This window comes from Streptomyces sp. NPDC001515 (assembly GCF_053597115.1).
The window spans coordinates 22,391-37,525 of sequence record NZ_JBSFHN010000044.1; the positions used below are offsets into that span (position 1 = coordinate 22,391).

General features: G+C 72.4%; 7 protein-coding genes. 3 read left to right on the forward strand and 4 right to left on the reverse strand.

Annotation, left to right across the window (positions count from 1 at the left end; genetic code table 11):
* The first annotated feature begins 77 nt into the window (after positions 1-77).
* Entirely contained in the window at positions 78-5,093 is a 5,016-nt protein-coding gene (locus tag ACWCXC_RS33240; RefSeq protein WP_450891431.1) for an NAD-glutamate dehydrogenase, read from the forward strand.
* 67 nt (positions 5,094-5,160) lie between these two features.
* Here ACWCXC_RS33240 and ACWCXC_RS33245 read toward each other — a convergent pair whose 3' ends face one another.
* The 4 genes from ACWCXC_RS33245 to ACWCXC_RS33260 all read right to left on the reverse strand — a co-directional run bounded on the left by ACWCXC_RS33245 (position 5,161) and on the right by ACWCXC_RS33260 (position 10,046).
* On the reverse strand, positions 5,161-6,300 hold the full coding sequence (locus tag ACWCXC_RS33245) for an FHA domain-containing protein (protein WP_450891432.1): 1,140 nt from the start codon (positions 6,298-6,300) through the stop codon (positions 5,161-5,163).
* A gap of 107 nt (positions 6,301-6,407) precedes the next feature.
* Positions 6,408-8,192: a serine/threonine-protein kinase gene (locus ACWCXC_RS33250; RefSeq protein WP_450891433.1), complete on the reverse strand. Its 1,785-nt coding sequence runs from the start codon at positions 8,190-8,192 to the stop codon at positions 6,408-6,410.
* Between the two features lie 131 nt (positions 8,193-8,323).
* Entirely contained in the window at positions 8,324-9,115 is a 792-nt protein-coding gene (locus tag ACWCXC_RS33255) for an ABC transporter ATP-binding protein (RefSeq protein ID WP_450891434.1), read from the reverse strand.
* Entirely contained in the window at positions 9,108-10,046 is a 939-nt protein-coding gene (locus tag ACWCXC_RS33260; RefSeq protein WP_450891435.1) for an ABC transporter permease, read from the reverse strand. Before ACWCXC_RS33260 ends, ACWCXC_RS33255 begins: the two co-directional genes overlap by 8 nt.
* A gap of 389 nt (positions 10,047-10,435) precedes the next feature.
* Here ACWCXC_RS33260 and ACWCXC_RS33265 point away from each other — a divergent pair, with 389 nt between their 5' ends.
* Together ACWCXC_RS33265 and ACWCXC_RS33270 are read left to right on the forward strand one after the other, a co-directional pair.
* A complete protein-coding gene (locus ACWCXC_RS33265) occupies positions 10,436-11,041 on the forward strand; it encodes a TetR/AcrR family transcriptional regulator (RefSeq protein WP_450684439.1) in 606 nt (201 codons plus the stop codon).
* Between the two features lie 395 nt (positions 11,042-11,436).
* Entirely contained in the window at positions 11,437-14,994 is a 3,558-nt protein-coding gene (locus tag ACWCXC_RS33270; protein WP_450891436.1) for a bifunctional glycosyltransferase/CDP-glycerol:glycerophosphate glycerophosphotransferase, read from the forward strand.
* The last annotated feature ends 141 nt before the right edge of the window (positions 14,995-15,135 follow it).

Here is a 15,135-nt window from a genome sequence, read left to right on the forward strand (position 1 = left end):
AAACCCCGTGTCGTGGCGGTACGTCGTCTTTTTTTCCACCTACGTCACGCAACGGCGCGCGACAGGAGCCAGAGGACATGCAGACCAAGCTGGACGAAGCCAAGGCCGAGCTGCTCGCACGGGCCGCCAAGGTAGCTGACCACAGCCCGGGCGGTGGTGTCGGCGGGCCGGACGGGAGCCCCGGGGCGAAGGCCCAGGGCAGCGGGGCCGGGCCGGAGCGTTCACGGCAGGAGACCGTGCTCGGCTACCTCCAGCGCTACTACCTCCACACCGCCCCGGAGGACATCATCGGCCGCGACCCGGTCGACGTCTTCGGTGCCGCTTCCTCCCACTACCGTCTCGCCGAGAACCGCCCCCAGGGCACCGCGAACGTCCGGGTGCACACCCCGACCGTCGAGGAGAACGGCTGGACGTGCAGCCACTCCGTGGTCGAGGTCGTCACCGACGACATGCCGTTCCTGGTCGACTCCGTCACCAACGAGCTGTCCCGCCAGGGCCGCGGCATCCACGTCGTGATCCACCCCCAGATCGTCGTCCGGCGCGATGTGACCGGGAAGCTCATCGAGGTCCTCAGCGAGGGCACCGGCGCCCCGGCCGGCCCCCGGTCGGGCCGCAAGAGCGCCAAGGGCGCCAAGAAGGACGCCCCCGAGCTGCCGCACGACGCGCTCGTCGAGTCCTGGATCCACGTCGAGATCGACCGCGAGACCGACCGCGCCGACCTCAAGCAGATCCAGACCGACCTGCTGCGGATCCTGTCCGACGTACGGGAGACCGTCGAGGACTGGGAGAAGATGCGGGACGCCGCGCTGCGCATCGCCGACGACCTGCCCGGCGAACCGCTCGACGACCTCGCCGACGACGAGGTCAACGAGGCCCGGGAGCTGCTGCGCTGGCTGGCTGCGGACCACTTCACGTTCCTCGGCTACCGCGAGTACGAACTGAAGGAGAGCGACGCGCTGGCCGCCGTTCCCGGCACCGGTCTCGGCATCCTGCGCTCCGACCCGCACCACACGGAGGACGAGGCCCACCCGGTCAGCCCCTCCTTCGACCGGCTGCCCGCCGACGCCCGCGCCAAGGCCCGCGAGCACAAGCTCCTCGTGCTGACCAAGGCCAACAGCCGCGCCACCGTGCACCGCCCCAGCTACCTCGACTACGTCGGGGTGAAGAAGTTCGACGCCGACGGCAACGTCATCGGTGAACGCCGCTTCCTCGGCCTGTTCTCCTCCGCCGCCTACACCGAGTCCGTGCGCCGGGTGCCGGTCGTCCGCCGCAAGGTCGCCGAGGTGCTGGAGGGCGCGGGCTTCTCGTACAACAGCCACGACGGGCGCGACCTGCTCCAGATCCTGGAGACCTACCCGCGCGACGAGCTGTTCCAGACGCCGCCCGACCAACTGCGCTCGATCGTCACCTCGGTGCTCTACCTCCAGGAGCGGCGCCGGCTCCGGCTCTACCTGCGCCAGGACGAGTACGGGCGCTACTACTCCGCGATCGTCTACCTGCCGCGCGACCGCTACACCACCGGGGTGCGGCTGCGGCTGATCGACATCCTCAAGGAGGAGCTGAACGGCACCAGCGTCGACTTCACCGCCTGGAACACCGAGTCGATCCTGTCCCGGCTGCACTTCGTCGTCCGGGTCGCCCCGGGCAGCGAGCTGCCCACCCTCACCGACGCCGAGGCCGACCGCATCGAGGCCCGTCTCGTCGAGGCCGCCCGCTCCTGGGCCGACGGCTTCCAGGAGGCGCTGGGCGCCGAATGCGGCGAGGAGCGCGCCGCCGAACTGCTCCGCCAGTACGGCCACTCCTTCCCCGAGGGCTACAAGGCGGACCACTCGCCGCGCTCCGCCGTGGCCGACCTGGTCCACCTCGAAGCGCTCAAGCAGCACGGCAAGGACTTCGCCCTCAGCCTGTACGAGCCGGTGGGCGCGGCCCCCGGCGAGCGCCGGTTCAAGATCTACCGCACCGGTGAGCAGGTCTCCCTCTCCGCCGTGCTGCCCGCGCTCCAGCGGCTCGGCGTCGAGGTCGTCGACGAGCGCCCCTACGAGCTGCGCTGCGCCGACCGCACCCACGCCTGGATCTACGACTTCGGGCTGCGCATGCCGCAGACCACGGGCAACGGCGGCTATCTGGCCGACGACGCACGCGAGCGCTTCCAGGACGCCTTCGCGGCCGTCTGGACCGGCGAGGCGGAGAACGACGGCTTCAACGCCCTGGTGCTCAGCGCCGGACTGAGCTGGCGGCAGGCCATGGTGCTGCGCGCCTACGCCAAGTACCTGCGCCAGGCCGGTTCCACGTTCAGCCAGGACTACATGGAGTCCACGCTCCAGAACAACGTCCACACCACCCGGCTGCTGGTCTCGCTCTTCGAGGCCCGCATGGCGCCCGGCCGCCAGGCCGCCGGCAACGAGCTGACCGACGGGCTGCTCGAAGAGCTCGACGGGGCCCTGGACCAGGTCGCCTCGCTCGACGAGGACCGCATCCTGCGCTCCTTCCTCACCGTCATCAAGGCCACCCTGCGGACCAACTTCTTCCAGCGCGCCGACGACGGCGAGCCGCACGGCTACGTGTCGATGAAGTTCGACCCGCAGTCCATCCCCGACCTCCCCGCGCCCCGCCCGGCGTTCGAGATCTGGGTCTACTCGCCGCGCGTCGAGGGCGTCCACCTGCGCTTCGGCAAGGTCGCCCGCGGCGGTCTGCGCTGGTCCGACCGGCGCGAGGACTTCCGTACCGAGATCCTCGGCCTGGTCAAGGCGCAGATGGTGAAGAACACCGTCATCGTGCCGGTCGGCGCCAAGGGCGGCTTCGTCGCCAAGCAGCTCCCGGACCCGAACGCCGACCGCGACGCCTGGATGGCCGAGGGCATCGCCTCGTACCGCACCTTCATCTCGGCGCTGCTCGACATCACCGACAACATGGTGGCCGGCGAGGTCGTGCCGCCCAAGGACGTCGTCCGCCACGACGAGGACGACACCTACCTCGTCGTCGCCGCCGACAAGGGCACCGCGAAGTTCTCCGACATCGCCAACGAGGTCGCCGTCGCGTACGGCTTCTGGCTCGGCGACGCCTTCGCGTCCGGCGGTTCGGCGGGGTACGACCACAAGGGCATGGGCATCACCGCCCGGGGCGCCTGGGAGTCCGTCAAGCGGCATTTCCGGGAGCTCGGCCACAACACGCAGACCGAGGACTTCACCGTCGTCGGCGTCGGTGACATGTCCGGTGACGTGTTCGGCAACGGCATGCTGCTCTCCGAGCACATCCGGCTCGTCGCCGCCTTCGACCACCGGCACATCTTCCTCGACCCGAACCCGGACGCCGCGACCTCGTACGCCGAGCGGCGCCGCCTGTTCGACCTGCCGCGCAGCTCCTGGGCCGACTACGACAAGGGGCTGATCTCCGCGGGCGGCGGCGTCCACCCGCGCAGCGCCAAGTCCATCCCGGTCAACGCCCATCTGCGCGAGGCGCTCGGCATCGCGCCGGGCATCGCCAAGATGACCCCCGCCGACCTGATGCAGGCCATCCTCAAGGCCCCCGTCGACCTGGTGTGGAACGGCGGCATCGGTACGTACATCAAGGCGTCCTCCGAGGCCAACACGGACGTCGGCGACAAGGCCAACGACGCGATCCGCGTCAACGGCGAGGACCTGCGGGCCAAGGTCGTCGGCGAGGGCGGCAACCTCGGCGCCACCCAGCTCGGCCGGATCGAGTTCGCCCGCAACGGCGGCCGGATCAACACCGACGCCATCGACAACAGCGCCGGTGTGGACACCTCCGACCACGAGGTGAACATCAAGATCCTGCTCAACGGGCTGGTCCGGGACGGCGACATGACCGTCAAGCAGCGCAACAAGCTGCTCGCCGAGATGACCGACGAGATCGGCCGGCTGGTGCTGCGCAACAACTACGCGCAGAACACCGCCCTCGCCAACTCGTCCGCCCAGGCGTCCTCGCTGCTCCACGCCCAGCAGCGCTTCATGCGTCGGCTGGGCCGCGACGGATACCTGGACCGCGCACTGGAGTTCCTGCCCAACGACCGGCAGATCCGCGAGCTGCTGAGCGCCGGCAAGGGGCTCAGCCAGCCCGAGCTGGCCGTGCTGCTCGCCTACACGAAGATCACGGCGGCACAGGAGCTGATCGGGACCAGCCTGCCGGACGACCCGCACCTCCAGAAGCTGCTGCACGCCTACTTCCCGCAGCAGTTGCGCGAGCGGTTCCCCGAGGCCGTCGACGGGCACGCGCTGCGGCGCGAGATCATCACCACGGTGCTGGTCAACGACACGGTCAACACCGGCGGTTCGACCTTCCTCCACCGGCTGCGGGAGGAGACCGGCGCCTCGATCGAGGAGATCGTGCGGGCGCAGTTCGCGGCCCGGGAGATCTTCGGTCTCGGCGAGGTGTGGGACGCCGTGGAGGCGCTCGACAACACCGTCGCCGCGGACGTCCAGACCCGGATCCGGCTGCACTCGCGCCGGCTCGTCGAGCGCGGTTCGCGCTGGCTGTTGGGCAACCGGCCGCAGCCGCTGGAGATCGCCGAGACGGTCGACTTCTTCCGCGACGGCGTCGACCAGGTCTGGGCCGCGCTGCCCAAGATGCTCAAGGGCGCCGACCAGGAGTGGTACCAGGGCATCCTGGACGAGCTCACCGGGGCGGGCGTCCCGGACCAGCTGGCGCAGCGGGTCGCCGGATTCTCCTCGGCCTTCCCGGCCCTGGACATCGTGGCGATCGCCGACCGCACGGGCAAGGACCCGCTGGCCGTGGCCGAGGTCTACTACGACCTCGCGGACCGGCTCGGGATCACCCAGCTGATGGACCGCATCATCGAGCTGCCGCGGGCCGACCGCTGGCAGTCGATGGCCCGCGCCTCCATCCGCGAGGACCTGTACGCCGCGCACGCGGCCCTCACGGCCGATGTGCTCGCGGTCGGCAACGGGGCCTCCACCCCGCAGGAGCGGTTCGAAGCCTGGGAGGAGAAGAACGCGGCGATCCTCACGCGTTCGCGCTCCACCCTGGAGGAGATCCGCAGTTCGGACGCCTTCGACCTGGCGAACCTCTCGGTGGCCATGCGGACGATGCGCACCCTGCTGCGGACGCACGCCTGACGCACCGGACGGTACGAGGGAGGGACGGCGGCTGCCCGCCGGCCGGCCCTCCCTCGGCCCCCCGGTCTCAGACCATCCGGGTCACGTCCGTCTCGGCGGACGGCGGCGGCTTGCGGTGCTGCCAGGCGTGGGCCAGCTCCGTCGGGAAACGGCGGCCGCTGCGGGTCAGCAGGACGCCCTCCACCAGCTGGAGTTCGTCGCCGGCGGAGAACACGCGTTCCTCGGTGCCGAGCTTCGTCCACGGTCCGGGGCCCGAGCGGCGCGGGTGTCGGCGCCACAGCGTCGTGCCGTAACTGCTGCGGTCGCGGACGTGGACCGTGCCGCGGTCGATCCGCAGTTCCAGATGGACCCGGCTCAGTCCGGCGGTGCGCTCCCTCGGCAGCAGTCCGGCCAGCGAGATGCCGCCCTCGCCCGCCGCCCGCCCCACCTTCACCCGGGTCCCGTCGACCAGGGTGAACCGGTCCGCCAGGGCGTCGTCGAGCAGCAGTTTGAGCTGGACGGTCGCGGTGCGCGGCCCGTCGTCGGCCAGCGCGCCCCCGTGCAGTTCGCAGGTCGGGACGCCGCGCCGCATCCGGGGGAGCAGCGCGGCGCCGCCGTGCCGGGTGTCGTACAGCGTGCATCGGCGTTCCGCGCACCGCCAGGCGCGGTTCACCACCTCGAAGAGGGGGGTCCGGCCGGGGTCGAGGAGGCCCTGCCGCTTGAGGACGTCCTCCTCCAGCTTCATGGAGATGTCGACGGGGGCGGCCACCTTCAGATCGACCGGGACCAGACCCACGGTGCCGCCGGGGCGTGGGACGGGCTCCAGGAAGTCGTCGGTGTTGCCCTGGAGCCAGGGGTACGCGGTGCGGTGCCCGCGGAAGCGGTCGCCGGTGATGACGGGGATGCCGGTCAGCTCGCACAGCTCCAGCAGCCGGTCGTCGGCGTCGTCCAGCTCCTCGACCAGGCCCTTGCGGACCCAGCGGGCGAGCAGGGTGATGTCCGCGGGATCGGTGAACTCCTGCCTGCGGCCCAGCCGCAGGCTCCGGTCGGCGACCAGGTACAGCTTCACCTCGGGGTCGCGGGCCAGCTTCTTCGCGGCGTCGACCAGGAGCGCGAGCCGGCGCAGCGAGCGCCCGCCGGGCTCGCCCAGGCGCCGGTCGCGTACGACGTTGGAGAGGTCCACGAGGAAGCAGGCTTCCTCGAAATCGGTGGTCAGGTGTTCTTCCATCGGGCCGGCCTCCGGGCTTGCCGATCGGGAACTGACGCCCCGTGAATGCGCTTGCCCAGCAACTATATTGACGTTCTTCCGGTGCGGTACCGGCGGCGGGGCGGCGGTTACGAGCGCCAGAGGGTGACCTCGGTGAAGTAGTCGGGCATGCCGTCCGAGGTGTGCACCACCTTGGTCACCTTCACCAGGGCGATGTTCTTCTCGGACGTCACCGTGCAGAGCAGGGTGCCCACCGGCAGGGTGCGGCCGAGGTCCTCCTGCTCGATCTCCGACGGCAGCACGTCCGTCTGCGCGCCTCGCAGACACTGCTCGGCCGTCGGCCCGGCGCTGCGGCCCATGGGAGTCAGGAACTCCCACCGGTTCAGGTTGCCGTCGAGCGTCAGCTCGCTGTGGGTGCCGCTGCCCTCGCTCGGCCCTCCGACCCGTGGCTCGTCGAGGTCCACCGAGACCGCGTCCCAGCCGGACGGGGCCCGCAGCGAGAGCGGCCGGTTCTCGAAGACCAGGGCGTAGCGCTTCTGCGCCGGTGACGGTGTGGTGGTTTCCGGCGCGGTGGTGTCCGGAGCGGTGGTGTCCGGGCCGGTCCGGTCCGGTCGGGGCGTCGGTGAGGCCGGCTGACCGCCGGGCGTCCGCACGTCGCCGGGGGTGTCGTCGGCCGTGGTGCGGCCGTGGTCGGCGGTCCGGGTGGCGACCAGCCAGGTGCCCGCGACGAGCAGGACCGCCGCGCCCGCCGCCAGCGCGACCCGGAGCACGGCCCTGCGGCGCGAACCGCCGGGCGCCCGGGGGACCGGCCCGGAAGGGACCGGGGCCGAGGGCACGTGCGCGGCGGGTACGGCGGCCGGGGGCGCCGGAACGCCACCCGGCGGGACGGCCCCGGCGGGCGGCACCGTGCGCTCGCCGGGGCCGGCCGGGACCGGGGGAAGAGGAGCGGGCGGCACCGTGCGCTCGCCGGTTTCGGACCGGGGGAGCGGGGGCGGCGGGTCGGGCAGGGCCGGAGGCCCCGGGAGGGACCGCTCGCGGCGGGCGATCTCTGCGGCGAGCGGCCGGGGCAGCCAGGAGTCGGGGCCGTCCGGCGCCCTGCCCGTCCACGGTTCGCACAGCGACGCGAGCACGGCGGGTGTGATGCGTGCGGCCGGGTCCGCCGTCAGACACCGCTCCAGCACCTCGCGCAGCTGGGGCAGGAAGCCGTCCAGCCGGGGCGGTCGGAACGCGGTGTTGGCGATCCGGGCGCCCAGGGTCATCGCGCCGCCCGTCCCGTACGGATGGCGGCCGGTGGCCGCCAGGGCCGCGATCAGGCCCAGCGAGAAGACGTCCGACGCGGGGCCGGTGTCCTCGCCCTGCGCGTGCTCGGGGGACATGAACTGCGGGGTGCCGATCAGCCCGCCGCTGCGGGTGAGGTGCGTGGAGTCGGCGGCGCGGGCGATGCCGAAGTCGATGACGTAGGGGCCCGTCCTCCCGAGCACGATGTTGCCGGGCTTGAGATCGCGGTGGACGACCCCCGCGGTGTGGATGGCGACGAGGGCCTGCGCCGTGCAGCCCAGGAGCCGCATGACGGTCGGCAGGGGCAGGGGACCGTGGTCCTCCAGCGCGGCCCGGAGCGACAGGCCCGGAACGAACACCGTGGCGAGCCAGGGGTGGGGGCCGGAGGTGTCGTGGTCGACCACGGGCACCAGGTGGTAGCCCTGCACCAGCCGGGCGGCCCGCACCTCCTGCTCGAAGCGGCGCCGGAACTCGTCGTCCTCCCCGAACTCGCGGCGAATCACCTTCAACGCGACGGCCTGGCCGCCACGGGTGCGCGAGAGGTAGACGGTGCCCATCCCGCCCTCACTGATCCGGGCGAGCAGGCGGTATCCGCCGATCTCGCGCGGATCGTCGGGCCCGAGCGGTGCGAACATCGTGCCGGTGCCGGTGCTGATGGGATCCTCCCCCGCTCGCGCGTCCGAGGTGACCGAACGAGCCTACGCGAGGTGACGCCTCATCACCTGCTGCTCGGGGTAGGGGTGTTGGTCATTTCGGACGCGACGGATCACCGCTTCCCTCCCCGCTCCGACGTGAACCGCTCGTACGCCGCGACGACCTCCGCCGCCGGCCCGTCCATCCGCAGGACCCCCGCCTCCAGCCAGATCGCCCGGTCGCAGGTCTCGGTGATCGACTTGTTGTGGTGGCTGACCAGGAAGACCGTGCCGGCCCGCTCCCTGAGCTCGGCGATGCGCTCCTTGCTGCGCCGCTGGAACCGGGCGTCGCCCGTGGACAGCGCCTCGTCGATCAGGAGCACGTCGTGGTCCTTGGCGGCGGCGATGGAGAACCGCAGACGGGCACCCATGCCGGAGGAGTACGTGCGCATCGGCAGCGTGATGAAGTCGCCCTTCTCGTTGATCCCGGAGAAGTTCACGATGCCGTCGTAGCGTGCGCGGATCTGCTCCCGGCTCATCCCCATCGCCAGCCCGCCGAGGACCACGTTGCGCTCACCGGTCAGATCGCTCATCAGCGCCGCGTTCACCCCGAGCAACGAGGGCTGGCCCCGGGTGTGGATGCGTCCCTTCGCGGGGGGCAGCAGTCCGGCCACGGCCTTCAGCAGGGTGGATTTTCCCGAACCGTTGGAGCCGATCAGACCGATGGCCTCGCCCTTGTACGCGGCGAAGCTGACGCCCTTGACGGCGTGCACCTCGCGGACGCCCGGGGTGGCCCGCCGCGAGACGATCCGGCTCAGCGCCGAGGTGGCGCTGCCCCGGCCGGTGCGCGCGCCGTTGACCCTGTACGTGACGTGGACGTCGTCGACGACGACGGTCGGCACTCCGGTGCCCGTGTGCTCAGCCACGTCCGTAACGCTCCTCGGCCTGCCAGAAGAAGACGAAACCGCCCGCCCCGCACAGCAGCGCCCATCCCGTGGCGACGGCCCAGACGTGCGGGGGCAGCTGGGAGGCGTGGAAGCTGTCGATGAGCGCGAACCGGGTCAGGTCGATGAAGACGGCCGCCGGATTGAGTTCCAGCGCCGCCTTCACCAGATGCGGGATCCGGTCGCCGCTCAGGCTCTTGTCGATGCTCCACATGACGCCCGACGCGTACATCCAGGTGCGCAGGACGAACGGCATCAACTGGGCGAGGTCCGGGGTACGGGCGGCCAGCCGGGCGACCGCCATCGAGACGCCCGCGCTGAACACGGTCTGCAGTGCGAGCGCGGGGGCGGCCAGCAGCCACGAGGGCCGGGGGTACTGGCCGCACGCCACCAGGATCATGACCAGGGCGCCCAGGGAGAACAGCAACTGCTGGAGCTGCTGGAGGACCAGCGCGATCGGCAGCGAGGCCCGGGGGAAGTGCAGCGCCCGGACCAGGCCGATGTTCCCGCTGACGGCCCGGGTGCCCGCCGTGATCGCGCTGCTGGTGAAGGTCCAGATGAAGACACCGGTCACCAGGAAGGGCACGAAGTCGGTGACGCCCTGCTTGGTCTTCATCAGGACGCCGAAGATGACGTAGTAGACCGCCGCGTTGAGCAGCGGGGTCATCAGCTGCCAGATCTGGCCGAGTTTCGCCTGGCTGTACTGGGCGGTGAGCTTGGCGGTGGCGAACGCCGTGATGAAGTGGCGGCGGCCCCACAGCTGACGTACGTACCGCGGCAGGGACGGGCGGGCCCCGCTCACGCCCAGCCCGTGCCGGGCGGCGAGAGCGGCGAGCTCGCCGGGGGCGTACACGGGCGGGGCGGGCGGCGGCGGGGTGTCCGGCAGGGCCGGGGCGATGGTCTGGCTCACCACGATCACTTTCGACACGGAAGTGCGGAGGCGGCCCCGGGGTGCCGGGGCGCGGGGGTGCGGGGGTGCGGGAACGTGCGGGGGCGACGGAACGGGACCGTTGGGTGGTGACGCGGGCGAGGGGACGCCTGTGCGTCGCGACGGGACGGTTTCGTCGCAACGCCGAGGTCGGGACGCCTCTGTGAGGGTGGTACGCCACTGCGTCGCGACGCTACCGTTTCGTCGCTACGCGAAGGATGGAACGTCCCCACGTCGCGACGCTACCGTTGCGTCGTAACGACGACGTTAGAACGCGCTCACGTCGCGACGCAACCGTTTCGTCGTGACGTCCAGGTAAAGACCTTCCCACGACGAAACGCAACCGTTTCGTCGCTCCGGACTATGCTTCCGCCATGACCACCGACGCCGGAAGCCGCCGCCGTGCCCCCGCCGGAGCCGCCGTGCTGCGGGAGGACGTGACCGACGCCATCCGCAGAGCGGTCTTCGAGGAACTCGCCGCGGTGGGCTTCGCGCGGATGTCGATCGAGGGCATCGCCCGCCGGGCCGGTGTCGGCAAGACGGCCGTCTACCGCCGTTGGAAGTCCAAACTGCACCTCGTCCAGGACCTGGTCGCGGCCGTGGCGGTCCAGGGGATGCCGGCGCCGTCCACCGGTTCGCTGTACCGGGACGTCCGCGCGCTGCTCGACCTCGCCGCGTACGGGCTGCGCCATCCGCTGGCCTCGCAGGTCATCCCGGACCTGCTGGTCGAGGCGGCCCGCAATCCGGAGATCGCCGACACCATCAAGGCCGTTCTGCTCGACCCGCAGCAGGGGATCGCAGCCGTCGTCGTGCGCGAGGCCGTGGCACGGGGCGAACTGCCCAGGGACACCGATCCGGACCGGGTCCTCGACCTGATCGTGGGACCGCTCTACTGGCGGCTCGCCGTCGTCCGGGGGGATCTGCCCCGGGGGTATCTGGACGACCTGGCCGCCTCGGCCGTCGCCGCCCTCACCCGCTGACCGCCCTCACCCACCGGGCATCGCCACCGGCTGACCGCCTTCACGCACCGGGCATCGCCACCGGCTGACCGCCTTCACGCACCGGGCATCCCCCCCGCTGACCGCCTTCACCCACTGGGCATCGCCCCCGCTGACCGCCCTCACCCACCGGGCACCCCCAGCGCCGTGCATCCTCGCTCACCCGGCTTCCTCAGCGCCGAACACCCTCACTCACCGGGGGCGTCCTCACCCACCGAACACCCTCGCCCACCGCACGCTCCCGTGTGCCGACCGCCGTCAGCACGCATGCGCGCGCCATCACCCGTCGGGGGCCGTTACCGGTGACCCCCGGCCGTTCATGGGGTTGAGCCGTACGGATCGCCAGGCTCCCCCCTCGATGAACGGACGTGTCCGCCATGCCGCCACGGCTCAGTGTCGTTGTCCCCGTCTACAACGTCGAACCCTTCCTGACGGACTGCCTGAGGTCCCTCGCGGAGCAGACCGTCACCGATCTCGACGTGGTGATCGTCGACGACGGGTCCACCGACGACAGCGCGGCCCTGGCCGCCGGTTTCGCCGCCCGGGACGACCGCTTCCGCCTGGTCCGCCAGGAGAACGGCGGACTGGGCCACGCCCGCAACACCGGCGTCCGCCACTGCGACCCCGACAGCCGCTACCTGGCCTTCGTCGACAGCGACGACATCGTCCCGCCGCACGCGTACGAACGGCTGCTCGGTGCCCTTGAGGAGACCGGGTCCGACTTCGCGTCCGGCAACGTGCTGCGGCTGCGGTCGGGCGGCCGGCTCGTGCAGTCGCCGATGTTCCGCGCGCCCATGGCCACGACCCGGCTGCGCACCCACATCACGCGCGACCGGGTCCTCGCCGGGGACCGGATCGCCTGCAACAAGGTCTTCCGCCGCTCCTTCTGGGACGCGCACGCCTTCGCCTTCCCGGTCGGCGCGCTCTACGAGGACATCCCCGTCGTGCTCCCCGCGCACTTCCTGGCGTCCTCCGTCGACGTCCTCAAGGACCCCGTTTACCACTGGCGCGACCGCCCCGGCTCCATCACCGCGGGCCGGGCCGTCGTCCGGGGCGTCCGCGACCGCGTCGCCCACGTCCAGGGGGTCTCCGACTTCCTGGCCGAGCACCGCACCCCCGCCGACAAGAACCACTACGAGGCGCACGCCCTCGCCAACGACCTCTGGTACTTCATGGAGGTCCTGCCCGACGGCGACGACGCCTACCGCGAGGCCTTCCTGGACCGCGCCAACGGCTTCCTCGGACAGGTCGACCCCGAGGTGCTCGACGCCCTCCCGCTGCGGCTGCGGCTGATGTGGCACCTGGTGCGCGAACGCCGCCTGGCGGAACTGCTGGAGCTGCTGGCCCTCGACGCGCGCGAACCCGGCGCCTTCGCCGTACGCGGACTGCGCCGCCGCCGGGCGGCGTACCCGGTGCTGACCCACCCGGTCCCCGACCGGGTGCTGCGCGTGGGCGAGCGCGATCTGCCGCTCGTCGCCCGGCTCCGCGACGTCACCTGGCGGGACGGGAAACTGCACCTGAGCGGATACGCCTACCTGCGTAACCTGCCCGCCGGCTCCGGGCCTTCGGAGTTCCGGGCCGGCTGGCTGCGGGCCGGCCGGCGCCGGATCGTCCCGCTGCGCCTGCGCCGCACCACCGAACCGGAGGCCACCGCCCGCTCCCGGCAGAGCCTCCACGACTACGACCGCTCCGGCTTCGAGGCGGTGCTCGACCCCGCCCGGATCCGCATCGCCCCCGACGGGCCCGTCGACCGCGTGAGCTGGCGCCTGGAGATCGGCGTCGCCCGCCAGGGCCTCCTGCGCCGCGCCGCGCCCGCGACCACCGAGGCGCCCGTCGCCCCGCCCGTCCACCGCCCGGACGGCGACCACCGCATCGTGCCCGTCTTCGACGCCGACCGGCTGGTCCTGCACGCCGAGCGCGTCGACGCCCGCTTCGAGAGCCACCACGCGGGCGAGGACGCCGACGGGGCGCCCACCGTCGTCCTCGAAGGCATGGTCAGGACCTCGCACGCCGACGGGGAACCGCGCCTCGCCCTCACCCACCGCGCCTCCGGCGCCGCACTCGACGTCCCGGCCACCGTCCACGAGGACGCCGCACCCGACCGCACCGGCTGGCGGCGCTTCACCGCGGCGCTCCCGCTCGCCGCCCTAGGCGCGGCCCGCCCGGCGGACACCGGACCCCGCACCGCCCTCCCGTACAGCGTCCACCTCGTCGGGCCCGGCGGGCGGCGCACCCCGCTCGACGTCCCCGGGCCCGTGCCGCCCGGCCGCTACCCGCTCCTCCCGGCCGGCGAGGAACCCCGCGAGCTGGGGCTCACCGTCAGCGCCCGGGGCAATCTGCTCATCGGGGACCGCCCCGTGCAGCCGCTCGTCGACCTGGCCGCCTGGACCCAGGACGGCAGGCTGCTCCTGGAGGGCACCTTTCCCGAGGACACCGCCCGGCCCGTCGTCCTCGTGGCCCGCCACAGCGGCCACCACGAGGAGACCGTCCTGCCCGTCGCCTTCACCGGGCCCGGCGGCGAACGGCGGTTCGCCGCCGAACTGCGGCCGGACGCCGTCGAGGTCTGCGGCGGCGGCACGCTGCCGCTCGGCGAGGGCAACTGGTACTTCTTCCTCCGTGAGCGCGGCGCCACCGAGGAGAGCCGCGACATCGCCCTGCGCCTCCCGGCCTCCGTCCACCACACCCTGCCCGCCGCCCGCACCCTCGCGGGCCGCACGTACGCCATCGAACGCCGCTACCACGACCAGTTGCTGCTGCGCTGCGCACCGCCGCTGACGGCCGCCGAACGCGGACCGCGCGCCCGGCGGCTGCTCACCGCCGCCCATGTCGCCCAGCGCACCGCCGCCCTGCGCGACACCGTGCTGTTCAGCAGCTTCGAGGGCCGGCAGTACTCCGACTCGCCGCGCGCCGTCCACGAGGAGCTGGTCCGCCGGGAGACCGGCCTCGATCACGTCTGGGCCGTCCGCGACCGGCAGGCCCGCGTCCCGGCCGGGGCGGACACCGTGGAGCACGGCTCGGCCGCCTGGTACGAGGCACTGGCCCGCAGCCGGTACATCGTCACCAACACCCAGCTGCCCGAGTGGTTCGAGCGGCGCGCCGGCCAGACCGTCGTCCAGACCTGGCACGGCACCCCGCTCAAGCGCATCGGCCTCGACCTCGCCGGCACCTCCCGCGCCAACCGGGCGTACATCGCCACCCTCGAACACCGCGCCCGGCAGTGGAGCTTCCTGGTCTCCCCGAACACCTTCGCCACCCCCGTGCTGCGGCGCTCCTTCGGCTACGGGGGAGAGGTCCTGGAGTGCGGCTACCCCCGCAACGACCTCTTCCACGCCCCGGACCGCGTCAAGGTCGCCGCCGCCGTGCGCGCCTCGCTCCACATCCCCGACACCGCCCGGGTGGTGCTCTACGCCCCGACCTGGCGCGAGGACCTGCCGAAGAACGCCGGCCGCTACCCGATGGACCTGCGGCTCGATCTCGCCGCCGCCGAACGCGCGCTGGGCCCGGACACCGTCCTGCTGGTGCGCCGCCACTACCTCGTCACCGACCGGCTCCCCGACTCCGGCACCGGATTCGTCCGCGACGTCTCGCGCTACCCGGACGCCGCCGAACTCCTGCTGATCAGCGACGCGCTGGTCACCGACTACTCCTCGATGCTCTTCGACTTCGCGGAGACCGGGCGGCCCATGCTCTTCCACACCTACGACCTGGAGCACTACCGGGACACCCTGCGCGGCTTCGCCTTCGACTTCGAGTCCCGGGCCCCCGGCCCGCTGATCGCGGACTCCGCCGCACTCGTCGAGGCGCTGCGCGACCCGGTGCGGGCCACCGAGGGACACGCCCAGGCGTACGAGGCGTTCCGGCGCGACTTCTGCGATCTGGACGACGGACGGGCCGCCGCCCGCGTGGTGGACCGCATGCTCGCCACGGCGGAGTGAGGCCCGCCGCCCGCGCGTTGACGGACACACGGACCGAACTGGCTGAACCGTTCGGGTGATTCGGACCCGGCGGCGTTTGCGCCCATGCGCAGGCATTCGAGCCTCGGCCCGGATAAGTCTGTTCATCGGTGCGTTGCATAG

Bases quoted from the DNA above. Each gene is read 5' to 3' on its own strand.
- ACWCXC_RS33250 (WP_450891433.1), bottom strand. From the start codon at position 8,192: ATGTTCGCACCGCTCGGGCCCGACGATCCGCGCGAGATCGGCGGATAC.
- ACWCXC_RS33265 (WP_450684439.1), top strand. From the start codon at position 10,436: ATGACCACCGACGCCGGAAGCCGCCGCCGTGCCCCCGCCGGAGCCGCC.
- ACWCXC_RS33240 (WP_450891431.1), top strand. From the start codon at position 78: ATGCAGACCAAGCTGGACGAAGCCAAGGCCGAGCTGCTCGCACGGGCC.
- ACWCXC_RS33245 (WP_450891432.1), bottom strand. From the start codon at position 6,300: ATGGAAGAACACCTGACCACCGATTTCGAGGAAGCCTGCTTCCTCGTG.
- ACWCXC_RS33270 (WP_450891436.1), top strand. From the start codon at position 11,437: ATGCCGCCACGGCTCAGTGTCGTTGTCCCCGTCTACAACGTCGAACCC.